This is a genomic window from Nocardia sp. BMG51109 (genome assembly GCF_000526215.1).
In the GTDB taxonomy this organism is placed as follows: domain Bacteria; phylum Actinomycetota; class Actinomycetes; order Mycobacteriales; family Mycobacteriaceae; genus Nocardia.
In genome coordinates, this window is sequence record NZ_JAFQ01000004.1 from 6,671,534 (window position 1) to 6,693,895 (window position 22,362).

Below are 22,362 nucleotides of genomic sequence, written 5' to 3' on the forward strand. Positions count from 1 at the left end.
CGTTTCCTCCTTCGTCGCTGATCTGGTCACGAGTGCGTGTGGTCGTCGGGAACGAGCGGATGCGGTTCACCGGTCAGGACGGCGACAGCGAGTGCAACTTCCTCGACGGAGGCGCGGATGTAGGTGACGGTGCTGCCGCCGGCTTTGCCGCTGGTGTGTCCGCCGAAGGCCGCGGCCACACCGAAGCCGAAGTTGCGTTCGACCCAGGATGTGTTGTTTGCGCCGCACCACGGCCGTACGTCCGGCAAAGTACAAGTCGGAGGCCGGGTGTTCGCCCGGCCCCGACGCGCCTACTTCTTCTTTTTCGGCGTCTGCGAAAGCGCCGAACCAGCCGCCGTCTTGGAATCCTTGCTGGTACGGCCATCACGCAGCACCTTGGAGGCCGCCTTGGCAGCCTTATCGCTCGTTTCCTTTCCCTTTGCTATGTCTCTCACCTCCTTCCGTATCCGAAGCAACATGGAGCCTCACGAAGCGGGCCAGGCAACACCGAAACATCACCCCGGACAACAGAAGTCGTCTCCGTCAGCGCCCCTGGCGCCGTTTCGGCATGCGACGTCTGGGTGACGCGATCCATGCCGAGGAGAGGCGAACTAATCCCCCGCGCCAAGGCTGTCCAAGCTCGCGTTGTCAAGCCAGACCCCTGCAAGAAGTACTAGGTAGCGGCGGGTGGTCACGCTCACCGGAGCACCGCGGTGTGCTTGTACCTCTCGCCAACGCTCGAATCTTCCGAGCCGAGCCAGCCTATGGGCTCAGCCTCGGTTTCCATAGGGTCTTTCGTCCCATAGCAACGTTCCTGCTACCAGCGTGTGGAGGAAGCCCTGGGCCCCGGCGCCACCACCGTCAGCATCAGAGCAGGACTCAGTGGCGGGTTCAGGCATCTATGTCGCCAGTGACCCGGCGGGACGATTGGCAAGCTTAGACGTGAACGCCGACTGGCGTTACCAACTATTCTCCCACCCGGGACTGCCCCGACTTTGGTTGACTCGCGGGGTGAGTCGGTCAGGCTGCGATTGCGGCCTGGTTTATTGTCTCAAATTCGATCGGGGTCAGGCGTCCGAGTCGTCGTTGCCGGCGGGTGCGGTGGTAGGTCTTCTCGATCCACTGCACGATTGCCAGTCGCAGTTCGGCTCGGGTTGCCCAGGTTCGCCTGTCGAGGACATTCCGTTGCAGCAACGCGAAGAACGACTCCATCGCCGCGTTGTCACCACACGCACCACAACGGCCCATCGATCCACGTAAACCGTTGGCCGCCAACGTGTTCACAAACTTCCGAGATCGAAACTGACTGCCGCGGTCCGAATGTACGATCGTTGCGGCCGGGCGGCGGACGGTGATCGCGTTGCGCAGCGCCGACACGGCCAGGGACGCTTGCATTCGCGAGTCGATCGAGTACCCGACGATCCGGTTGGAGAACACATCCTTGACCGCACACAGATACAGCTTGCCTTCGCGGGTGGGGTGTTCGGTGATGTCGGTCAGCCACGTCGCATCCGCGGTCTCGGCAGTGAATTCCCGGCCCACCAGGTCGTCATGGACCGGTGGGCCGGCTTTGCGGTGCAGACCGCGTTTCTTGGCGAACACGCTCCAGATCCGCTGGTGCGAACACAACCGAGCCACCCGGTTCTCTCCTGCGTGGATGCCGCGGGCGGGTAGTTCGTCGGCGATGAGCCGGTAGCCGAACCCGGGGTCGTCGGCGTGGATGTCCATCGCTTCGTTGATCAGGTGTGCGTCGTCCCAGTCACGCTGTGACACAGGGTTTTTACGCCATTTGTAGAACGCTTGGGTGGTGAAGCCGAGTACCCGGCAGGTCACCGCGACAGGGATTCCGTCCGCGGCCAGGTCGAGGACCAGCGGGTACATCATTTTGGGTTGACGTCCCGTGACAGATAACCGACCGCGCGTCGCATGACCTCGGCTTCCTGCTCGAGTTGCCGGATCCGCTTACGCGCTTCCCGCAGCTCGGCCGATTCCTCGGCAGTCGTTGCCGGCCGCTGTCCATCATCGATATCGGCCTGTTTCATCCAGTTCTTCACACAACTGTACGAAATCCCGAAATCGCTCGCGACCTGCGCCAACGGGATCTCCCCCTGACGGGCAACCGCGACCACATCGCGGCGGAACTCCTCCGGATAGGGCTTCGGCATAGCCAACATCCTTCCAGCGAGGACCAAGTCCTCACAGATCAGGAGTCAACCGAACCGGGGGCAGTCCCCCCGCTCTAATGAAATGCGTCTCCACTGGGCTGGCGGCGTGAAGGCAAGCACTTGATCACCCGCCACGGTGACTAAGATATCCATTCCCACAGGAAGCGACAGAGGCTTTGTTGACACAACCGCAAAGTCGCCGAAGTCTTCCGATAACGAACGTCCAATTGAAAACCCAGCGCCGCTTTGTGGTATCACGAGTACTCCACAGTGTTGTGCGCTTTCTCCGTCGAAAGACTCGACCATATTACCTGAGCCAGTATCGACCCAGCCCTGTATTTTATCCCGCACTGCGCTATCGATATCGAACGAACAACTGTGACCGTATTGGTGGCCAGCGAGGAGGATGCCCGGCGCTAACCTGGAGGTAGGGAATACACTGCAAGCTCCGCCGTGGAGGATAGAAGAAATCTGATGGCGTAATTCCCAGGGAGCGGTAAAAGCGTCGTCGATACCTTGCCGTTCAAGCTCAAGCAGCAGCGGCCCTAGTCGCGTCTCAATCTCGCGGACCGACGGCGTTCCAGCGTACTCGGAGCGCTCCCCTACTGCGGCACTCGCATCTGGCAGCACGAACCATGTTTCCTTCAATCCCGGAACGCCAATTGGCCGACTCGGGTTTGGTTGCTTGTCGATAGCGGCGCGCAGCTTTTCCAGCTCGCCATTCTTCAGCGCCTTGACCTCTACGGCAGTCCTCGCCGAGCGGTAGTCGACGACTGGTCCCGGCCTTTCGTTTTGACAAACACGATCAAGTTCATGATCACCTAGTAGTGCCGCCACAGCCGCCTTACCGAGCCGCTCTTCTGGGCGCTCCTCAAGACAGGCCGGGTGGGTGCACGTAGTCATTGCAAAACGATACCTTAAGCAGACATCATCTTGCACCGAATTATATTGGCCAGGTTACGCCGTGAGGGCGAGGAGTGCACAGCTGTGGTGACCGCCGTTTTCCTGAAAGAGGAGATCGTGAGGAACGCTATCAGATCTAGCTACTTCGGCGTCAGACCAGCCATCCAGAACAATCCAATCGTTAGGACCAAGATTCCGGCGAGTGGCCACGTGGTCGCCCAGGATTGGCGAAGTGCCATCCAGCGGGACTCGGGCCGGTATGGGATATCCGTGGGCGGGCGACTGTTGTGGATAGCCTCGGCACGGTGCTCAGCCTGTAGATAGAGCGCTCGGTCACGAAAGCGCGAGTTCACCGCCCACCTCACCGCGAAAGCCTGCGAACGTCACGGCCTTCGCCGGTCGATGGGCGCTACCGGCATATGCTGGGACAACAGCCCCTCCGAATCGCTGTGGTCAACCCTGAAACACGAGTTCTACTACCGCCACACCTTCACCCGGAAGCCCGAACTCGTTGCCGCAGCCGACAAGTGGATACACTGGTACAACACTACGAGACGGCACTCCGCGATCGGCGGCATCAGCCCCATACGCTACGAGCAGTCCATCACGACAGTCGCAGCGAACGCTGCGTAACCAACTGTCCACGGTTCGGGGTGAACCTCAGGAGGATGCGGATTCCGCAGTGGCAGCGCGTCATGGCGAAGATGGAAGCCGACGCCCGACTCATCCGCTGGTTCGAGCCCGGCCTGATTCCCGGCCTGTTGCAGACGCCGCGCTACATCCGTGGCGTGCTCGAGACCATCGAATCCCTGTACGGCGGGCCAAACGTCATCGAAGCGTCGATAGCGGCACGGCTGGACCGACAAACCGTGCTGTACCAAGGGCAGCATCAATTCCACTTCCTCATCGGCGAGCAAGCCCTCCCCACGGTGGTGGGCGGTCCGGAAGTGATGGTGGAGCAACTGGATCGGCTCCTGGTGGCGATGACCCTGCCGCGCATGGTCCTCGGCGTGGTTCCGCTGGACACCGATTACCGGATACCGCTGATGAACTTCACCCTCTTCGATCGCACGATGGTCCAGGCCGAGACGATCACCGCACAACTGACCACCACCCAACCGCGGGAAGTTGCGCTCTACGAGCGGGCTTTCACCGCCGTCACCGAGCAAGCCGTGATCGGCACCGACGCCCGCGAACTGATTCAGGCGGCAATGGACCGGTACCGCCGGCTCACTGACGATACCGATCGAGGCAGCTGACCGCGCGGGACAGCACGGCCATTCGCTGCTATACCCGCTCCCCGGCCCTCCCCAGGAACTCGCGCACTTCAGGCACGTTCGCTTGCGGCCGAACGTCTTGCGCAATGCCGTCCACGATGACCTGTAGGCGGGTCGACGCCACACTGGTGATCTTGTCGAAGTGAGAATTCAGCAGCCCACAACCCTCAGCGATATCACCAGCCTTGATGTGGTTCTGGGCCAACCTGACGGTCGTATGTGCCTGGAACGGCCCGCCACCACCACCGCGGATAGCTGCGTGCAGATGCTGCTCGGCGACTTCGTGCTCCCCGGCCGCCATGAACGCGATACCGGTCAAGGCATTTACTTCCACTTCCGGCAGATACACCCACTCCGGGTCGTGGCCGCGACTGGATTCATATGCGCGGTGGGCCCGACTGGTCGCTGCACCAACGGCGGTCTTGTCACCGACAGCACCGTGGGCCACGGCTTCACGTAGCGCCACAAGCGTCCGAAGGTGCGGACCACCCTGTTTGAGCGCTGTCGACTGTGCCGCCTCGGCCAACCGGACGCCTTCTCCGGGGCGAGAACCGGTGCCATAGGAGATGGCCCCTGTCGTGGCCAGCGTGCTGGCATTGAGCAGGGCTTGGGCGACGGCGAAGTTGTCGCCAGCGGCGTTGCCTGCCTGTGCCGCTCGCGCGTAGTACTGCCGCGACTCCTCCCGGCGACCAGCATCGAAGTAGATCCAGCCGGCCGCCGTCATCATCTCGGCCGCCGCGCTGGTCAGTTCCCGGCCGATGTCGTCGGTGTAGCTGCCCATATCCAGCAGCTGCTCGATGTAGCGAACTTGGCCAGCAGCCACCTGACACAGCCGATCGCCCCCGATAACCCAGTCAAGGTCGCGGAGCTGACCGATCGTGGCCTTGATTTCGGCCACGTCGCTGGGGCCGATCTTTACGTCGGTGGCGGACGCACGATCACCGAGCGACGGCGATCCGACAGCCACTGGAGCAGCTGCTCCTGCCCCGAGGGCCGCGGTTTTGAAGAACTGACGCCGTTGCACGTCCGCCTCCTCGTTCGACTCCACTACCAGTATGGCAAGCGGTACCTGGAGCGCTTTGGCCACACGACGTAGTACCCGCACATCGTGCACGGCGGCACCGTCGTGTTCCAGCTGCGAGATGGCGGGCTGGGTGTAACCGAGAACGGCCCCGAGTTCACTCTGGGTCATCCCGAGCGACTTACGAATCCGGCGGATGACCTCGCCGGTTGTCATGTGCATCCTGCTCTCCGCTCTTTTCTGATGAACGTGCCTACGCAAGATCGACGGAAACGCTCGGGACCCGTTGCCGGTCAAGGGGTTTCAACCCCCTGGGACGCACCTTATACGGCTCCGGCTATTTTTCAGAAGCTTTGCCGATTTCGGCCGGTAGCGGCCCGAAAACCGGGCTTACGGTCAGGCCGGTACCCTACTACGGGCTCCCCCGGACCGCCCTCTGGCCTTCACGGTGCCGCCGGTGGAGGCGCTGATGGAACCGACCGTCGTGCGGGCACGGGAGCTGCAGCATATCCACCGGTTTCATCCGCCCGACGCATGCGTCGTGCATGTGGAGGCGGCCTGCTTCTTGCTGCTGCATGAAGAGGGGGGACAACTCGTTGCCCGGCCAGGGTGATGGCTGATCCGGGTGTCTACGCCGCTGGTCGTGATCCTCTGGCCTGCTTCGCGAGTACCTCGATAGAGATATTACGGAGGTACTGTCGGACGGAAGCCCGGCAGATCGGACCGCATTGTACGAAGCTTTGCAGCTGGAGATTCGGTACCGACACGAACACAAATAGGCGACCGCAAGTGTTCGGGGACCGGTGGTTAACACTGGTGTCCGGAGGGGGACTTGAACCCCCACGCCCTTAATCGGGCACTAGCACCTCAAGCTAGCGCGTCTGCCATTCCGCCACCCGGACCGGTGGTGCTCAGCAAGGTTATCGGATCATTCCGCGCGGGCCAAATCACGGTTGTCGGTGCTGGCCAGGGCGGTCCGAGCGCTGAGCGCCGCCGCGAGTACTCAGCTGCTGACGGCCTCCAGCAGGGCCGCCCGCTGGCGCGAACCCAGACCGCCGATCCGGCGGTCGGCCGGGATCTCCGCCTCGTCCATCAGCTTGGCCGCCTTCACGGGGCCGATGCCCGGCAGGGCCTTGATCACGGCCGAGACCTTGGTCTTCTTGACCAGGTCCTCCTTGTCGGCACGCTTCAGCACCTCGGACAGCGAGACCTTGCCCTTGCGGACCTCCTCGATCAGCTCCGACCGCGCCTTGCGGACCGCGGCCGCCTTGGCCAGCGCAGCGTTGCGTTGCTCGGCGGTCATGGTGGGAAGTGCCATGTCTACTACCTTTCGCTCGTTCGCTGGAACCTCAACGGCACCGATTGAACATCACCGAAGCCCCGGTGGCGGTTCGACACACCGCGAGGAAAATCGGGGTCGCGCGGGTTTCGGCCCGGCGAACGACGGTGGATGCGGGTAATTTGCCAGACTTCCGAGCGCGGCGCCGCCGATCTCGCGCACCGAGCGCGTAACGGTTGCCGCCGCACCACACAGCCGCGACAGTGGACTGCGGCGTCGCGGCGAAACCCGCCGTGACCGGGGCACTCAATGAAGGAGACATTCGTGCGCTTCGGCATCTTCATCCCGCAGGGCTGGCGGTTGGACCTGGTCGGCATCGACCCCGCTGCGCAGTGGGGGGTGATGCGGGACCTGGCCCAGCGCGCCGACGCGGCCGATGCGTGGGAATCGCTGTGGGTATACGACCACTTCCACACGGTGCCGGTGCCGACCGAGGAGGCCACCCACGAGGCATGGGCGCTGATGTCGGCGTTCGCCGCCGTCACCTCGCGCGTCCGGTTGGGGCAGATGTGTACCGCGATGGCCTACCGCAATCCGGCCTATCTGGCGAAGGTGGCCGCCACCGTGGACCTGATCTCCGGCGGCCGGACCGAGATGGGTATCGGCGGCGGCTGGTACGAGCACGAGTGGCGGGCCTACGGATACGGATTCCCCTCGGCCGGTGAGCGATTGGGCCGCCTGGACGAGGGCGTGCAGATCTTCCGGCAGGCGTGGACCACGGGAGCCGCCACCCTGGACGGCAAGCATTATCAGGTGAACGGCGCCATCGTGCGGCCGCTGCCGGTCCAGGAGGGCGGAATTCCGTTGTGGATCGCCGGCGGCGGCGAGAAGAAGACGCTGCGCATCGCGGCGAAGTACGCCGACTACACCAACTTCGCCGGCGATCCGGAAGGCTTCGCCCACAAGTCGGAGGTGCTGCGCGCGCACTGCGCCGAGGTCGGCACCGATTTCGACGCGATCGTGCGCTCGTCCAATTTCAATGTCGCGATCGGCCGCACGGAGGCGGAGGTGGAGGACCGGCTGTCGGCGCTCACCGCCCGGCTGGCCCCCTACCTCGGCGCCGAACAGGCCCGGGCATATACTGACAATCTGTTCCGCGGTGCCGTGTCGGGGGCGGTCGGGACACCCGAGCAGATCGTCGAAAACCTCGGCCGCGTGCGCGATCTCGGCCTCGGCTACGCGATCCTCAACTTCCCCGAGGCGGCCTACGACACCTCCGGTATCGAGCTGTTCGAACGGGAGGTGATTCCCGCACTGCGCTGACTTCGCCGTCGGCATCCGTCGCTTCCGGGGACCACAATGAGAAGGCATGCTCTCATCGAAAGGAGAACCGGCGGTGACCGAGTACACCGACGCCGTCGCGACCCTGCGGCGCTGGGCCGACTCCGGCGCGGTCTGGCGGGTGCTCAGCCGCCGCGCCGGACATGTGGTCGTCGCCCTCTACGACTGCTCCGGCGGCACGGAGGTCGACCGCATCGTCTCCAAGGATCGGGCACTGCTGCGCTATCTCGGTAACCGGACGAGCAGCGAGGACTGAGGCCGAACATCCTTGCAGCGGATGCGCGTAAGCATTTCGTGCAGACCGGTTGGCCGTATTCCCCGCTCGATTGTCGGCCGGCCGCGTTTTCTGGCAAACTGCCGACGGCGCATCGATTTTTCCCGGCAGCCGGTATTACCGTATGCCCGGCACCACCCGAGCATTTCCGGCGAAAGGCGGACAGGATGACCGGGCCGTCCCCGTATCACACCTACGACCGAACGCCACTGGCACAACGGTATTCGGGTCCGGAGCCGGTCGACCTCGACGGCACCGCGGTCCATCCCCTGTACTCCGCACCGCTGGGCGCCGATCCCACCGCCCTCACCATGACGCTGCACTCCGCCGCTCCCCCGGCGGGCCTGCTGGGCCTCGGGATCGGATTGTCGGTGTTCGGCGGTCATGTCGCGCTGCAGGGCCGCCGGCTGCGCGGGGTGGACGTGTGGACCGATGCCATGGCCGGTGGGGCCCGCGTGACGGTCTGCGCCGCCGGACCGGACGCGTCGTTCACGCTGACCCCGGTGTGGATGGACGCCGCGGGGACGACCGCATCGTGGACGGGCAACTACGGCATGCTCGTGGACCACACCGCCGCCGGAAATCCGCTGCTGCATTGCAGTTCGGGCGTCGGCCCGCCGGATTTCACCGAGATGGTGGTGGAGGTCGCCGCGGTGGCCGCGCCGACGGAGGAGAGCCGGTACCGCGGTGCGCTCTACGACCTGGGCACGGCGATGCACGGCCGCGGCGACGTGGAGCAGGCGTGTGCGCTGTGGACGCAGGCGGCCGGATTCGGCCATGCCGGCGCCGCCTACGATCTGGGCGTGCTGCGGTTCCGGCTGGGCGAGTTCGCCGAGGCCGAACACTGGTGGCGCACCGCCGCCGACCACGGCGACGTGCGGGCCATGGCCGGCCTGGCCGAGGTGGCCGACCGCCGCGGCGATCCCGGCCAGGCTCGGGCCTGGCGTGCCTATGCGGGCGGTTCCTATCAGGCCTGAGCGCACGCGCCGGCCGACCCGAGAGCGGGTGCCGATCGGCTCCGAGCACACGTGCCGAAGACGAACGGGCGCACCCGGATCGGACGCCGCGCGGATCAGGTGAAATTCACCTGAGGCAGCGGCCCCAGCAGCAGGCCCCCGCCCGCGATCAGCGCGGCGAGCGAGGCGGCGGCGAACACGACGACCCACAGCAGGCCCGGCAGCCGGGTCAGGTTCGCCAGTTGATCGGCGTCGGAGCCGTCACCGCGAACTCGCACCCGCTGCAATTCCACCACCGCGCGCAATCCCCCGATCAGCAGGAACCACGCCACCGCGTAACCGAAGACGCCCTGCCACACCACGGTTCCGTACCAGGACACGCCCAGCGTGACCGCCCCGGTGACCACCACGGCGAGGAACCCGAACAGGTTGCGGATCACGAACAGCAGTATCGCGAGCGCGGCCACCACCACCCACAGCATCAGCGTGAGACGGCCGACGCCGAGCAGCGCCGCACAGCCGAGACCCACCGCCGACGGCGCGGGATATCCGGCCATCGTCGTCAGGATCATGCCCAGCCCGTAGGGCTTTCCGCGCGACACCGTCACCCCGGAGGTGTCCGAGTGCAGCCGGATGCCGCGCAGCGTGCGCCCGGTCAGCACCGCCACCACCGCGTGGCCGACTTCGTGCGCGATCGTCACGATGGTCCGCAGCACCCGCCACACCGGCGGATACGACACCAGCACCAGCGCCGCCACCCCCGTCGCCACCACCACCCACAGCGGTGGCGGCGGCGACACCTCACTCAACCGATCCGTCACCGACGACGCCGAACTGGCCCACTCCGACAAATACACCGCCGCAGACTATCCGTGCACCGCCCCACCCGCACCCTCCGGTTCGCGAGGACGATCGCGCGGGCCACCCTCTAGGCTGGGCGGCGACCGTTCGGCCCGCCGGGCACACCCCCGCACGACAGATCGAGGAGAAGTCGGATGAAATCGCCGCGATGGCCCGCCGCAGGTGTCGCCGGATTCGCCGTCGCCACAGCACTTCTCAGCGGATGCGGCGATGTCGAGAAAGCTCTGAACAAGGGCGGCGACACGCCGTGCGGCGACTATGTGAAACAGGATCAGGACACCAAACGCACCACCGTCACGAAATTCGTCAAGGAACAGACCGGCACCGAGAACGAGCCGTCGGGCACCCAGGTCGACCTGACGATCGCCGCCGTCGAATTCCTGTGCGGCAATCAGCGCAACGCCGACACCCCGATCGAGAACGCCGACGTCGCCGGGATCTTCTTCAACAAGTAGGACTCGCCTGCACCGAGTAGGACTCGTCAGCGCAGCCGCTCGATCACCGGCGCGAACTTCTCCATCTCCGGTTCGAGCACCGTGATGTAGTTGAACCCGTAGCGCTTGCGGCGTTCGCGCAGCCGGTCGGCCATCTCGTCGGGCGAGCCGATCAGCACGATGGGGATGTCGTCGAGGGCATCGGCGCCCCCGGGCGGCAGGTGCGCCGCGACACGCTCGAGCAGTTCCGCGCGCTCGTCGGCCGGCGCGACCGCCTGCAACAGGAGGTTGAACTCCACGCGGTCGGCTCGATCGCCGAGCAGTCCGCGCACGTACTCGACGCGCTGCGCGACCGTCTCCGCCGAGCCGGCCGTGACGTGCCCGCTGTCGGCCGCCGTGCCACCGGTGAACGCCACGACGTCCGCGTGCTCGGCGGCCACCCGCAGCAGCCGGTCGCCCCAGCCGGCGATGAGCAGCGGCGGCCCGCCCGCCTGCGCCGGGCGCGGCCGGTACTCCGGATCGGCGTAGAGCCGCCGCAGCGTGGCCGCCGTCTCGGCGACCGCGTCCACCCGCTGTCCGGCACGAGGAAACGGGATACCGGCGGCCTCGAATTCGGCCGCCACGTAGCCCGCTCCGAGGCCGACCTCGACCCGGCCGCCGCTGAGCAGGTCCACCGTCGCCAGGTCGCGGGCGAGCAGCACCGGGTTGTAGAAGGGGGCGTTGAGCACGAAGGTGTTGATCCGCACCCGCTCGGTCGCCTCGGCAGCCAGCAGCATGCCCGGCAGCGGTGCCATCAGTCCGAGATGATCCGGAACGCTGATCACGTCGTAGCCGAGTTCCTCTGCCCTGCGGCATTTTTCGATCCACTCCGCGCGGGACTCGGCCGCGAGCAGGTTGACACCGAAACGAAAGGGAGCGCTCATGATCGGTGTCAACCGCCCCACGGTCCGCGGTATTTCCGCCCGCCGCGGCGCGCCGTGCGCAATCATGGGGAGGCGCTGGCACTACCCGGATGACGAGGTCGTTGCGATGCCCCAGATCGGCACCCTGTCCCAGCGGCGCGCGGCCCTGGAGCAGGAGTGGGCCCGGTGGGCCCCGGCACACGCGGTGCCCGCCGGGCAGACCGTGCTGCGCCGCGAGGTGGTGCAGTCGTGGCGGCGCTCGCTGCCCACCGTCGATCCGGCCTGCCCGGCCGCGCCCGCCGACGACGCCGAGATCGTCTCGCGCTGGGCACATTCCCCGCTACGCGAGCCGGTCACCGATCTCGCCGACGATCTGCGCAGCATCGCCGACGATTCCGGATTCGTCGCCGCGGTCACCGACGAGCGGGGCACCATCCTGTGGTCGTGCGGCGGCCGGGTGATGCGCCGCCGCGCCGAACAGGTGAACTTCGCGCCCGGCGGCCGCTGGGACGAGACCCACATGGGCACCAACGCGTTGTCGCTGGCGCTGCGCACCGGCGAGCCGAGCACGGTGTTCTCCGCCGAGCATCTGGTGGCGGCCCTGCACGGCTGGGTCTGCTACTGCGCGCCGATCCACGCCACCGACGGGCAGCGGCTGGGCGTGCTGGACCTGTCCACCACCTGGGACCGCTCGCACCCGCTGGCCATGTCGACGGTGCGGGCGCTGGTGACGGCGATCGAGTCGCGGCTACCCGCCGAGCTGTCGCAGGCCGGGGCCGGTGGCGAGCCCGATATCCGGCTGCGCTGCCTCGGTGATGCCTCGCTCACCCGGGCCGGCGGCCCGGTTCGGTTGCGGCCCAGGCAGATCGAGATCCTGACGCTGCTGGCGCTCGAACCCGAGGGCTTCACTCCCGGTCAGTTGCACGCGGCCGTCTACGGTGATCGTCCCGTGTCGGCGTCGACGCTGAAGGCCGACGTCTCGCACCTGCGCAACGCGACCGGCGGCGACATCACCAGCCGCCGCTATGCGCTGGCACGGCCGATCTCCTGCGATGCGGTGGATCTGCTCGGCGCGGTCGCCACCGGCGATCTCGCCGCCGCGCTGCGGCTGTACCGGGGTCCGCTGCTGCCCGGTTCCGACACCCCGGGCATCGCGCGGTGGCGCGACCACCTGGCCGTCGGGCTGCGCGCGGCGGTGCTGAACAGCGGCTCGGCCGCCTATGCCGTGGCCCTCGGCGCCCGCTGCCCCGACGATGCCGAGATCCACGAGCACGCCCTGCGCCTGCTCTCGTCCGGCGACCCCCGCCGCGCGGTCGTCACCGCCCGCCTGCACACCGCCCTGCACGACTGATCGGCCTGCCTCCCCCGCGCGGCGCCACCCTGCCGATCGCACGCCGACCCTCCCATCATTCGGACTCCAACCCACCCCGTCATCCCGCCGCCAACGTTCCCCGTCAAATCCGACGCTCTGTGGCCGGAATCCCCGAGATTCCGCCGGAAGACAGTCGGCACGCCACAGCGCCGCCTCCGTACCGGCCGCCAACCTAGCGCCAACCACCCCGGTCCATAGTGACGCCCGTCACCACCGATCGTCCGGCGGCGCGAGCATCGAGCACGAAGGGCGGCCGGCGCCCGCAATGCCGCGCACTCGCCCGCCGACTGGAATGGAGCGAGCAATCATGATCTACGCCAAGCCCGGAACCGCCGGCAGCATCGTCGAATTCGCCCGCCGCTACGACAATTTCATCGGCGGCGACTGGGTGGCCCCGGCCGAGGGCCGCTATTTCGAGAATCCCTCCCCTGTCGACGGCGAAACCTTCTGCGAGGTCGCCCGTTCCACGGCCGCCGACATCGACCGCGCACTCGACGCCGCGCATGCCGCGGCCGACGCCTGGGGCGCCACCTCGACGACCGAGCGCGCCGCCGTACTGAACAAGATCGCCGACCGGATCGAGGCCAACCTGGAGCGTCTCGCCGTCGCCGAGACCTGGGAGAACGGTAAGGCGGTGCGCGAGACACTCGCCGCCGACCTGCCGCTGACCGTGGATCACTTCCGGTACTTCGCCGGCGCCATCCGCGCCCAGGAGGGCAGTCTGTCGGAGGTCGACGCCGACACCATCGCGTATCACTTCCACGAGCCGCTGGGCGTCGTCGGCCAGATCATCCCGTGGAACTTCCCGATCCTGATGGCCGCCTGGAAGCTGGCCCCGGCGCTGGCGGCGGGCAACTGCGTGGTCATCAAGCCCGCCGAGCAGACTCCGGCCTCGCTGCTGCTGGTCGTCGAGTTGATCGCCGATCTGCTGCCGGCCGGAGTCGTCAACGTGGTCAACGGTTTCGGCGTCGAGGCGGGCAAGCCGCTGGCGTCCAGCCCGAAGGTGGCGAAGGTGGCGTTCACCGGCGAGACCACCACCGGCCGGCTGATCATGCAGTACGCCAGCGAGAACATCATCCCCGTCACCCTGGAACTGGGTGGCAAGAGCCCCAACATCTTCCTGCCCGACGTCACCGCCGCCGACGACGACTTCCTCGACAAGGCCGTGGAGGGCTTCGTGATGTTCGCCCTCAACCAGGGCGAGGTGTGCACCTGCCCGTCGCGGGCGCTCGTGCACTCCTCGATCTACGACGAGTTCATGGCGCGCTGCCTCGAGCGCACCCGAAACATCAAGGGCGGCAACCCCCTCGACGAGGAGACCATGCTCGGGGCGCAGGCCAGCAACGATCAGTACGAGAAAATCCTGTCCTACATCGATATCGGCCGCAAGGAGGGCGCGCGCGTGCTCACCGGCGGCGAGATGCGCAAGGTCGACGGCTTCCCCAACGGCTACTACATCGAGCCGACGATCTTCGAGGGCCGCAACGACATGCGAGTGTTCCAGGAGGAGATCTTCGGGCCGGTGGTGTCGGTGACGAAGTTCGACAGCACCGACGAGGCCATCGGCATCGCCAACGACACGCTGTACGGCCTCGGCGCCGGCGTGTGGACGCGGGATATGAACACCGCCTACCGGCTGGGCCGCGCCATCAAGGCCGGGCGGGTGTGGACCAACTGCTACCACGCCTATCCGGCGCACGCCGCCTTCGGCGGCTACAAGAAGTCCGGCATCGGCCGCGAGAACCACAAGATGATGCTGGAGCACTACCAGAACACCAAGAACCTACTGGTGAGCTACTCGCCGCGGAAACTCGGATTCTTCTGATGGGACTCCGCCGTTCCCGGAACACCTATCCGGGGGTCCTCGGGCCCGTCGGTCGCCCGGCCTGCCCTTGCGGCAGTCGCCCAGCATCGTCGCCCCGGGCAACCGGCCGACCTCGTCATTCCGGCGTGCGGTCGGCCGGGATCGCGGTGGATTCCGGCTCGAGGCGCGCCGGAATGATGGCGTACAGGTGGAGCCCGAATGAGACTACAGGCGACGCCGGAATCATGGGGTACAGGTGATGCTGGAATGACGGGTGCAGGTGACGCCGGAACTACTGGTAGCGAAGAGGTTTCACGGATCGGGATCACCGAGGATGCCGCCCGGCTGCTCGACGAGCTGGCCGGGCGGCACGGGCCGCTGATGTTCCATCAATCCGGCGGTTGTTGCGACGGCAGTTCGCCGATGTGCTACCCGCGCAACGAGTTCCGGGTCGGCGCGGCCGATGTGCTGCTCGGCGAGCTGCCGGGCGGCACGCCGTTCTGGATGAGCGCCGACCAGTTCGAATACTGGCGGCACACCCATCTCACCGTGGACGTGGTGCCCGGGCGCGGCAGCGGCTTCTCGCTGGAGGCGCCCGACGGCGTGCGGTTCCTGATCCGCTCCCGGCTGCTGTCGGACGCGGAAGTCGAAGCGCTGGAGGCAGACCCGCCGCGCACGGGAGCAGACTCGGGAACGTAGTCACTCGGACCTGACGACGGTCCATGGTCGCACCCGACCGCAACGGTGACGACCGTGCCCGTCACAGGTCGGGCGCGACCGCACCGGCGTGGTAGCGCACCGACGGATTCCACAGCAGGAAGCTGTCGACGCCCGCCGCGGCCGCCGCATCGATCTGTGCCCGGACCTCGTTGTCCCCGTAGTTCACGCCCAGGCTGAAGTCCTGTAGCCACGGGATCACCTTGGCCCCGGTGCCCTCGGTCTGCGCCCGGAACTCCGGCAGCGACCGTGCGACGATGTCGTAGGGCTGCGCGTTCGGATCGGCCACCCCGTACTCGCCGGGACCCCAGTGCGACGGATACACCATCGGCGCAACGTAATCCACGTGCTGCGCCATCATCCGGATGTCCTGTGCGATCTGCTCGGGCCGCGTGACCGCTATGCCGAAGACGGCCGCACCGAGCGCGGCACCCGAGTCACGCACCGGATCGCGGCTCTCCCGCAGGAATTCCGCGATCGACCGGCTGGGCTGATCGGCCAGCCCCGCGAACCGCATGCCGTCCATCGGGCCGTCCGGTCGCCGGACGTAGTCGTACATGACCCCGTCGAACCCCAGCCGGGCCGCCTCGGCGGCCAGGTCGATGTTGTACCGCCGCACGCCGGGGCTGGCGAAGTTGGTGAAGGCGATCGCGCCGTACCCGCTGGAGTAGGGCGCGCCGCCCGGATTCTGCACGACCCAGTCCGGGCGGCCGCTGCCCCACGCCCAGCCGGCCAGCGCCGGATCGCGGAACGCCACGATCCGGCCCTCGACCCGTATTCCCATGTCGTGCAGCGTCTTCAGCGCGGCACGGGCGTCGTAGATTCCGGCGGCGGCCCCCGTCTCCCGGGCCAGCGGAACATCGGAGGCGTAGCCGACCACGCCGTCCTCGTCCTTGATATCGAGTTCGACGGTGTTGATCCGGCCCTCGCGGGCCATCGCGAGCACGCCCTCGCGCAGCCCTTCGTCGGCCCAGCCGTACGCGGTCACGTGCACCGCCTTCATGCGCGGCACCGCGACCGACGAGTCGGCCTGCCGCGTCGTGGTGTTGCCCGCCGCGTCGACCGCTACGACGGACGCGCCGACCGGAGCGCGCGGCGTCGTGATCGCGAACGCTCCCTTCGAGTCCGGTGCCACCGAGGCGGTGCCGACCGAGATCCGCTGGGCCCCGGGGGCCGTGCCGCGCACGGTGACCGGCTGCCGGTAGGACGACACCGGCTGCGACTCGGCCACATCCAGCCCCGGCGGGGTGGTGTCGACGGTGAACGTCCTCGTCACGCCCGGACCCCGCCGCATCCAGCCGAACAGCCCGCCGGGCGCGATCTCGGCGGTCACCGTGTGCCCGCCGTCGGCGAGGTTACCGGGGCGCAATCGCACGGTGTCACCGACGATTTCGCCCGCGACCGGCCGCCCGTCGAGCGTGAGGTGCACCGCGTGCGGATCGTGCCCGCGCGCGTCGATCGATAACTCCAGCGAACCCAGCGCGGCCGCGCCGACCGGCCCGCCGGGTAACCCCGACAGCGGCAGGCCCGACGGTTTCGACACCGATGCCCCGATCGTCGTACCGGACACGAGCAGCACCGCGATCAGCAGCACCGCCATCACCATCAGCCGTCCCTGTCCCCGGGTGGGGAGTCGCTTCAGCAACGCACACACCAACTCTCGATAGACCTCCCCCTCACTATCAGCAGTGCGAACGGGTTTCGACTCGACTTTTCGAGACGCACACGAAAATCGTTGGCAGTACGTAATGTTGACGTGATGGTGAGGAAGCGTGGCACCGTCCTGTCCGGTTTGGCGATACTCGTGATCACCGCGCTGACGATCACCGCCTGCGGCGGCACACCGGCGGAGCCGGTCCCCGATGCCGCACCCGCACCGCCCGCTCCGATGCCGCCGCCCCCGCCCGATCCGGCCGCTGTCGGCGCCAATGAACTGGGCCTGGTGCCGATCCTGATGTACCACCAGCTGAGCCGGACGCCGAGCGGCGGCTACGACCAGACACCGGACGAGTTCCGCGCCGAACTGGACCGGCTGTATCGCGAGGGCTACCGGCCGGTGACCGCCGCGCAATACATCGCCGGCGACGTCGACATTCCCGCCGGCACCCATCCGGTCGTGCTGACCTTCGACGATTCGACGGTCAGCCAGGTGTCCTTCGCCCCCGACGGCACACCGGCACCCGACAGCGTCATCGGCATCCTCGCCGACTTCTCGGCCCGCCACCCGGACTTCCCCGCGAAGGCCACCTTCTACGTCACCGACGACATGTTCGGCGACGACCCCCGGGCGCTGCCGTGGCTGGCCGCCCACGGCGACGAGATCGGCGCCCACACCGCCACCCACGCCGACCTCGGCGGCCTCGACGCCGCCGGCGTGCAGCGCGAACTGGCCCTCAACGTGCGCACCATCGCGGCCGCCGTCCCCGGCACCGCCGTCCGCACCATGGCCTTGCCGCTCGGCGCCTCGCCCGACGATCCCGCCCTGGCCACCGCCGGGAACTGGGACGGCACGCCGTACTCCTTCGACGCCGTCATGCTGGTCGGCTCGAACCCCGCCCCCTCCCCGTACGGGCCGGTCGATCCGACCGAGGTTCCCCGTATCCGCTCCGGCCCCGGCGAGGTCCCCTTCGACTCCGCCTACTGGCTCGACCACCTCGCCGCCCACCCCGATCAGTGCTACACCTCCGACGGAGACCCGCAGCGAATCTCCTTCCCGCACAACGCTGCTGGCGATCTTGCCGCCCGCTGGTCCTCCCGCGCCCAGCCGTACTGATCACCGGCGGGCCGCACTCCCCGCTCGGCGCAGCCCACGCCGAGAAGCCCGACCGTCAGCTCCCCCCCCGGCCGTACGGCCGCCCCGTCGAAACCCATGCCGGTCACTGCGTTCGGCGCAACCCGGCGACGAGGAGCCGGACGAGTCGCCGGGCGTCGTACCGGAGATGCTCCCCCGCACCCGCGCACAGCCCGCCGACACCGCGCATCAGCTCGTAGGCGTCCTGATCCGAGCGGATCTCCCCGGAATCCGCTGCGGCACCGAGCAATCGGGCGCAGACCGGCACGAGCCGGTCGACGAAGTACGAGTGCAGCGGATCGAAACAGGGATCGTCGGACTGCAACACGCTCGCGAGTCCCTGCTTGGTGACCACGAAATCGACGAACAGGTCGATCCACTTCTCCAGCGCCGCATAGGGTGTCGCGCTGGACGCCAGCAGTTCGGGCTCGGCCTCGGCGAGCTCCTCGACCTGATGCCGGTAGACGGCGACGATGAGATCCGCGCGCGCCGGGAAGTGCCGGTAGATCGTCGCCGTCCCGACCCCGGCCTCCGCCGCGATATCCCGAATCGGCGCCTCCACGCCCGACCTGACGAAGACCGTGGCGGCCGCGTCGAGCAGCGTCTCCTTGTTCCGCCGCGCATCCGCCCGTTTCGGGCGGTCCGCACGCCCCTCGTCCCGCTCGTCGTCGCCCACTACGCCCGTCCCTTCGCCGCCGCCATTGCCAACGGCCGCTCGACACCGCCGTTGCCGATGGCATCTCAACACCGCCATTGCCAAACGGGACAGTGTCCCGTATCGTCAATCGGGACAGCGTTCCGTTTATTCATGATGTCAGATCGAGCATCCGGCGACCACCCCATGCGCTGGTGCCCGCCTCGCAGGAAAGAAGTTCCATGAGCGAATCGATCACGGCGATGAGAAATGTGGCCGCCGGCGCATCCTCGTCGGTCGTCTCCGTGCAGCCCGTCGTGGTGCCGGCCCCGGGCCGCGGCACCGAACTCCAGGTCCGCGTGTCCGCACCGACGGCCGGACGGCAGCTGCCGATCATCGTCTTCTCGCACGGCTTCGGCTCGTCGCTGCACGCCTACGAACCCCTCACCGACTTCTGGGCCGCGCACGGCTTCGTGGTCGTCCAGCCCACGCATCTCGACTCGCGGACGGTCGACCTTCCGTCCGACGATCCCCGTACGCCACACATCTGGCGGCTGCGAGTCGACGACGTGACGGGCATCCTCGACCACCTCGACCTGCTGGAGGCCGCCGTCCCCGGACTCGGCGGGCGCCTCGACCGCGACCGCATCGCCGCGGCCGGGCACTCTTTCGGCGGGCAGACGACGAGCGCCCTGCTGGGCGGGCGGATCCGCGACCCGCAGACCGGCGAGTCCGAAGACCTGTCGGACCCGCGCGTCAAGGCGGGCGTATTGCTTGCCACGGCCGGGCACGGCGGGGCCGATCTGAGCCCGTACGCCGCCGAGCACTTCCCGTTCATGAACCCGAGTTTCGACCGGATGACCACGCCGGCCCTCGTGGTCGCGGGCGACCGGGACGACTCGCCGATGTCGGTCCGGGGGCCGGAGTGGCTGACCGACCCGTACGTCTTCAGCCCGGGCCGCAAGAGCCTGCTCACGGTGTTCGGGGCGGAACATTCGCTCGGCGGGATCCCCGGCTACGAGGCCGCCGAGACGACCGACGAGAGCCCCGAGCGAGTCGCCCTGATCCAGCGCACCACCTGGGCCTACCTCCGCCACGCCCTCGGCGTCGAGGACGACGGCTGGCGCACGGTCCGCGCGGCCCTGACCGACGACGAAGAGGCGCTGGGCCGCATCGAATCCAAGGAAACACGGACGGCCGACGTTCCGTTCCCCTGACAGGGACCCGTGACAAGGCGGTAGGCGTCCGGCACGCGGCGGGGTAGATTGTCTGTACCGCCAAGTTACTGACAAGTAGGAGACGACGATGCCCCTGCCGGAAGCCGCCGTATTCGAGCGTCTGCGGGAGTTCGCGGCCGTGGATGCCGCCGAAGATCACGCGACGCGCACGATCACGGAAGTGTTCACCGGCAATCCGCTGGGCGAGGTCCCGGTCGGCACCACCGCCGATGTCGAGGCGGCGTTCGGCCGGGCGCGGGCCGCGCAGCGGCTCTGGGCCGCACGGCCGGTCGAGGAGCGTGCCGCGGTGCTGGAACGTTACCGGCAGCTGGTGGTGGACCACCGCGAACACCTGATGGACGTCATCCAGGCCGAGACCGGCAAGGCCCGCTGGGCGGCGCAGGAAGAGATCATGGGCCTGATGTTCGCGGCCCGGTACTTCTCCCGTGTCGCACCGCAACTCCTTGCACCGCACCGGGTTCCCGGCGCGTTCCCGGTCCTCAACCGCGCCGCGGTGCGCACCCAGCCCAAGGGTGTGGTCGGGGTGATCGCGCCGTGGAACTATCCGATGCTGCTGTCGATCGGCGACTCGATCCCGGCGCTGCTGGCCGGTAACGCGGTGATCGTGAAGCCCGACAGTCAGACGCCGTACTCCTCGCTGGCGAACGCGGAACTGCTGCGGCGCGCGGGCCTGCCGCAGGATCTGCTGCAAGTGGTTCCGGGACCGGGCACGGTCGTCGGCACCGCGATCGTGGACTCCTGCGACTACCTGATGTTCACCGGCTCCTCGGAAACCGGCAGCGCGCTGGCGCAACAATGCGGTAAGCGGCTGATCGGGTTCTCCGCCGAACTCGGCGGCAAGAACCCGATGATCGTGACCCGCGGCGCGAACCTGAACAAGGCCGCCAAGGCCGCGGTGCGGGCCTGTTTCTCGAACGCCGGCCAGCTCTGCATCTCGATCGAGCGGCTGTATGTCGAGCGGTCGGTGGCCGAGGAGTTCACCGACAAGTTCGTGGCCGCGGTGCAGGCGGCGAAACTCGGTGCCGCCTACGACCATTCGGCCGATATCGGCTCGCTGATCTCCGAGGCACAGCTGGAGACGGTCACCAAGCACGTCGCCGACGCCACCTCCAAGGGCGCCCGGGTGCTCGCCGGCGGCAACGCCCGCCCCGATATCGGGCCGCTGTTCTTCGAGCCGACGGTGCTCGCCGACGTCACCGACACCATGGCGTGCGGACGCAACGAGACCTTCGGGCCGCTGGTGTCGATCTACCCCGTCGCCGATGCGGAGGAGGCCGTCCGGCTCGCCAACGATACGGAGTACGGCCTGAACGCGAGTGTGTGGGCGGCGAGCACCGCCGAGGGCGAGCGCATCGCCGAACGCCTGCACGCCGGCACTGTCTGCATCGACGAGGGCTACGCCCCGGCCTGGGGCACCACCGGCGCGCCGATGGGCGGCATGGGCATCTCCGGCGTCGGCCGCCGGCACGGCCCCGACGGGCTGCTGAAGTTCACCGAACCGCAGACCGTCGTGGTGACGCGGCTGATGAATCTCGATGCGCCGTGGGGTGTTCCGCAGGACAAGTGGCAGCGGCTGCTGATGGGCATCGCCCGCAGCCTCCGGTTCCTGCCCGGCCGCTGATCCCCCGGTCATCGAACGCACGCGACCGGACGGTACTGTTCTCGGCACCGGCGATAACACGTGTATTGCATTGCAGGCCACCGGGAACCCGAGTCGGTATCGTCTCTTCCGAGATGACCCGGCCGCGAGCAGTACTCGACGGATTGCGAAAGCTGTAGAAATACACCGTGCCTGAAACGATGTCCGCGGCGCCGCGCGCCGCGTCGGTCAAGATCCTGATCGCCGGCGGCTTCGGCGTCGGCAAGACCACCATGGTCTCCTCGATCAGCGAGGTTCCCGCGCTACATACCGAAGAAGTGGTCACCGAACTGTCCACCGGCATCGACGACCTGTCGGGCATCGAGGACAAGAAGACGACCACGGTCGCACTGGATTTCGGCCGCCTGACCATCGACCGGAACCTGGTGCTCTACCTGTTCGGCACTCCCGGCCAGGACCGGTTCTGGTACGTGTGGGACGAGTTGGCGCGCGGCGCGCTGGGCGCGATCGTCGTCACCGACACCCGCCGGCTGGAACATTCCTTCGCGGGCATCGACTTCTTCGAACGCCGCGGTCTGCCGTTCACGGTGGCGGTGAACCGTTTCGACGATTCGCCGCCCTACACCGTCCAGCAGGTTCGCGACGCCCTGGATCTCGATCCGAAGGTTCCGGTGGTGCCGTGCGACGCCCGCGACCGCGCCTCCTGCCGGGCGGTGCTGATGACGCTGGTGGAGCATCTGATCCTGCGCACCACCGCGACCGCGGTCTGAACAGGGCGGGCACCCGGCGCAATTCGGCAACACGGTGCAATTCG

General features: G+C 67.7%; 23 protein-coding genes, 1 tRNA gene and 1 pseudogene. 14 read left to right on the plus strand and 11 right to left on the minus strand.

All coding sequences use genetic code 11. The features are described 5' to 3' along the window. Positions 1–26: 26 nt before the first annotated feature. From D892_RS0131460 to D892_RS47175, 4 genes are all read right to left on the minus strand, one after another. Positions 27–179 (minus strand): hypothetical protein, encoded by a 153-nt coding sequence (locus D892_RS0131460; protein ID WP_156959758.1) that lies wholly within the window; start codon positions 177–179, stop codon positions 27–29. Between the two features lie 111 nt (positions 180–290). Further along, entirely contained in the window at positions 291–434 is a 144-nt protein-coding gene (locus D892_RS48020) for a hypothetical protein (protein WP_198037029.1), read from the minus strand. A 565-nt stretch (positions 435–999) separates the two neighbouring features. Continuing rightward, positions 1,000–2,144 (minus strand): IS3 family transposase gene (locus D892_RS0131465; RefSeq protein ID WP_156959759.1). Its coding sequence is split into 2 segments (ribosomal slippage): positions 1,000–1,865 and positions 1,865–2,144, totalling 1,146 coding nucleotides; the frame shifts between segments, so codons are not numbered across the junction. 45 nt (positions 2,145–2,189) lie between these two features. Next, positions 2,190–3,047 carry a hypothetical protein gene (locus tag D892_RS47175; RefSeq protein WP_156959760.1) on the minus strand — a complete coding sequence of 286 codons (858 nt, stop codon included), beginning with the start codon at positions 3,045–3,047 and terminating at the stop codon, positions 2,190–2,192. A gap of 399 nt (positions 3,048–3,446) precedes the next feature. Here D892_RS47175 and D892_RS49815 point away from each other — a divergent pair. Then, positions 3,447–3,680, plus strand: a pseudogene (locus D892_RS49815) (integrase core domain-containing protein); the annotation flags it as partial. Between the two features lie 35 nt (positions 3,681–3,715). Continuing rightward, a complete protein-coding gene (locus D892_RS0131485; protein WP_024805062.1) occupies positions 3,716–4,306 on the plus strand; it encodes a DUF5753 domain-containing protein in 591 nt (196 codons plus the stop codon). A 28-nt stretch (positions 4,307–4,334) separates the two neighbouring features. Here D892_RS0131485 and D892_RS0131490 read toward each other — a convergent pair whose 3' ends face one another. Next, positions 4,335–5,561: a helix-turn-helix domain-containing protein gene (locus D892_RS0131490; protein WP_198037030.1), complete on the minus strand. Its 1,227-nt coding sequence runs from the start codon at positions 5,559–5,561 to the stop codon at positions 4,335–4,337. Positions 5,562–5,802: 241 nt separating this feature from the next. On the opposite strand from D892_RS0131490, the gene D892_RS47180 reads away from it, so the two are divergent. After that, entirely contained in the window at positions 5,803–5,958 is a 156-nt protein-coding gene (locus tag D892_RS47180; RefSeq protein WP_156959761.1) for a hypothetical protein, read from the plus strand. Positions 5,959–6,159: 201 nt separating this feature from the next. Here the strand turns inward: D892_RS47180 and D892_RS0131495 are convergent. Continuing rightward, positions 6,160–6,247, minus strand: a tRNA-Leu gene (locus D892_RS0131495). Positions 6,248–6,348: 101 nt separating this feature from the next. Then, positions 6,349–6,663: an integration host factor, actinobacterial type gene (gene mihF / locus D892_RS0131500; RefSeq protein ID WP_024805064.1), complete on the minus strand. Its 315-nt coding sequence runs from the start codon at positions 6,661–6,663 to the stop codon at positions 6,349–6,351. 285 nt (positions 6,664–6,948) lie between these two features. Between mihF and D892_RS0131505 the strand changes: the two genes are divergently transcribed. From D892_RS0131505 to D892_RS0131515, 3 genes are all read left to right on the plus strand, one after another. Further along, a complete protein-coding gene (locus tag D892_RS0131505; protein WP_024805065.1) occupies positions 6,949–7,947 on the plus strand; it encodes an LLM class F420-dependent oxidoreductase in 999 nt (332 codons plus the stop codon). Positions 7,948–8,020: 73 nt separating this feature from the next. Then, positions 8,021–8,221, plus strand: coding sequence for a hypothetical protein (locus D892_RS0131510; protein ID WP_024805066.1), 201 nt, complete (start codon positions 8,021–8,023; stop codon positions 8,219–8,221). A 185-nt stretch (positions 8,222–8,406) separates the two neighbouring features. Next, positions 8,407–9,216 carry a tetratricopeptide repeat protein gene (locus tag D892_RS0131515; RefSeq protein WP_024805067.1) on the plus strand — a complete coding sequence of 270 codons (810 nt, stop codon included), beginning with the start codon at positions 8,407–8,409 and terminating at the stop codon, positions 9,214–9,216. 95 nt (positions 9,217–9,311) lie between these two features. On the opposite strand, the gene D892_RS0131520 is transcribed toward D892_RS0131515, so the two are convergent. Continuing rightward, positions 9,312–10,052, minus strand: coding sequence for a M50 family metallopeptidase (locus D892_RS0131520; protein ID WP_232236213.1), 741 nt, complete (start codon positions 10,050–10,052; stop codon positions 9,312–9,314). A gap of 138 nt (positions 10,053–10,190) precedes the next feature. Between D892_RS0131520 and D892_RS0131525 the strand changes: the two genes are divergently transcribed. Next, positions 10,191–10,511, plus strand: a complete 321-nt coding sequence (locus tag D892_RS0131525; protein WP_024805069.1) for a hypothetical protein — start codon at positions 10,191–10,193, stop codon at positions 10,509–10,511. A gap of 26 nt (positions 10,512–10,537) precedes the next feature. Here the strand turns inward: D892_RS0131525 and D892_RS0131530 are convergent, their stop codons facing one another. Then, on the minus strand, positions 10,538–11,413 hold the full coding sequence (locus D892_RS0131530; protein WP_024805070.1) for a TIGR03621 family F420-dependent LLM class oxidoreductase: 876 nt from the start codon (positions 11,411–11,413) through the stop codon (positions 10,538–10,540). Here D892_RS0131530 and D892_RS0131535 point away from each other — a divergent pair. From D892_RS0131535 to D892_RS0131545, 3 genes are all read left to right on the plus strand, one after another. Next, a complete protein-coding gene (locus D892_RS0131535) occupies positions 11,412–12,743 on the plus strand; it encodes a transcriptional regulator (protein WP_369801784.1) in 1,332 nt (443 codons plus the stop codon). The two genes, D892_RS0131530 and D892_RS0131535, sit on opposite strands and share 2 nt — an antisense overlap. A gap of 325 nt (positions 12,744–13,068) precedes the next feature. After that, the gene (locus D892_RS0131540) at positions 13,069–14,589 is read left to right on the plus strand and encodes an aldehyde dehydrogenase family protein (protein WP_304413540.1); all 1,521 of its coding nucleotides are present in this window, start codon (positions 13,069–13,071) and stop codon (positions 14,587–14,589) included. Positions 14,590–14,835: 246 nt separating this feature from the next. After that, on the plus strand, positions 14,836–15,267 hold the full coding sequence (locus tag D892_RS0131545) for a DUF779 domain-containing protein (RefSeq protein WP_024805073.1): 432 nt from the start codon (positions 14,836–14,838) through the stop codon (positions 15,265–15,267). Between the two features lie 61 nt (positions 15,268–15,328). Here D892_RS0131545 and D892_RS0131550 read toward each other — a convergent pair whose 3' ends face one another. Beyond that, entirely contained in the window at positions 15,329–16,930 is a 1,602-nt protein-coding gene (locus D892_RS0131550; RefSeq protein ID WP_232236214.1) for a putative glycoside hydrolase, read from the minus strand. A 114-nt stretch (positions 16,931–17,044) separates the two neighbouring features. Between D892_RS0131550 and D892_RS0131555 the strand changes: the two genes are divergently transcribed. Continuing rightward, positions 17,045–18,058 carry a polysaccharide deacetylase family protein gene (locus D892_RS0131555; RefSeq protein WP_024805075.1) on the plus strand — a complete coding sequence of 338 codons (1,014 nt, stop codon included), beginning with the start codon at positions 17,045–17,047 and terminating at the stop codon, positions 18,056–18,058. A 103-nt stretch (positions 18,059–18,161) separates the two neighbouring features. On the opposite strand, the gene D892_RS0131560 is transcribed toward D892_RS0131555, so the two are convergent. Further along, entirely contained in the window at positions 18,162–18,752 is a 591-nt protein-coding gene (locus D892_RS0131560; protein ID WP_024805076.1) for a TetR/AcrR family transcriptional regulator, read from the minus strand. A 200-nt stretch (positions 18,753–18,952) separates the two neighbouring features. Between D892_RS0131560 and D892_RS0131565 the strand changes: the two genes are divergently transcribed. The 3 genes from D892_RS0131565 to D892_RS0131575 all read left to right on the plus strand — a co-directional run bounded on the left by D892_RS0131565 (position 18,953) and on the right by D892_RS0131575 (position 22,318). After that, on the plus strand, positions 18,953–19,927 hold the full coding sequence (locus D892_RS0131565; protein ID WP_232236215.1) for a chlorophyllase: 975 nt from the start codon (positions 18,953–18,955) through the stop codon (positions 19,925–19,927). An 88-nt stretch (positions 19,928–20,015) separates the two neighbouring features. Beyond that, positions 20,016–21,569, plus strand: a complete 1,554-nt coding sequence (locus D892_RS0131570; RefSeq protein WP_024805078.1) for a succinic semialdehyde dehydrogenase — start codon at positions 20,016–20,018, stop codon at positions 21,567–21,569. A gap of 179 nt (positions 21,570–21,748) precedes the next feature. Next, positions 21,749–22,318 (plus strand): ATP/GTP-binding protein, encoded by a 570-nt coding sequence (locus D892_RS0131575; protein ID WP_024805079.1) that lies wholly within the window; start codon positions 21,749–21,751, stop codon positions 22,316–22,318. The last annotated feature ends 44 nt before the right edge of the window (positions 22,319–22,362 follow it).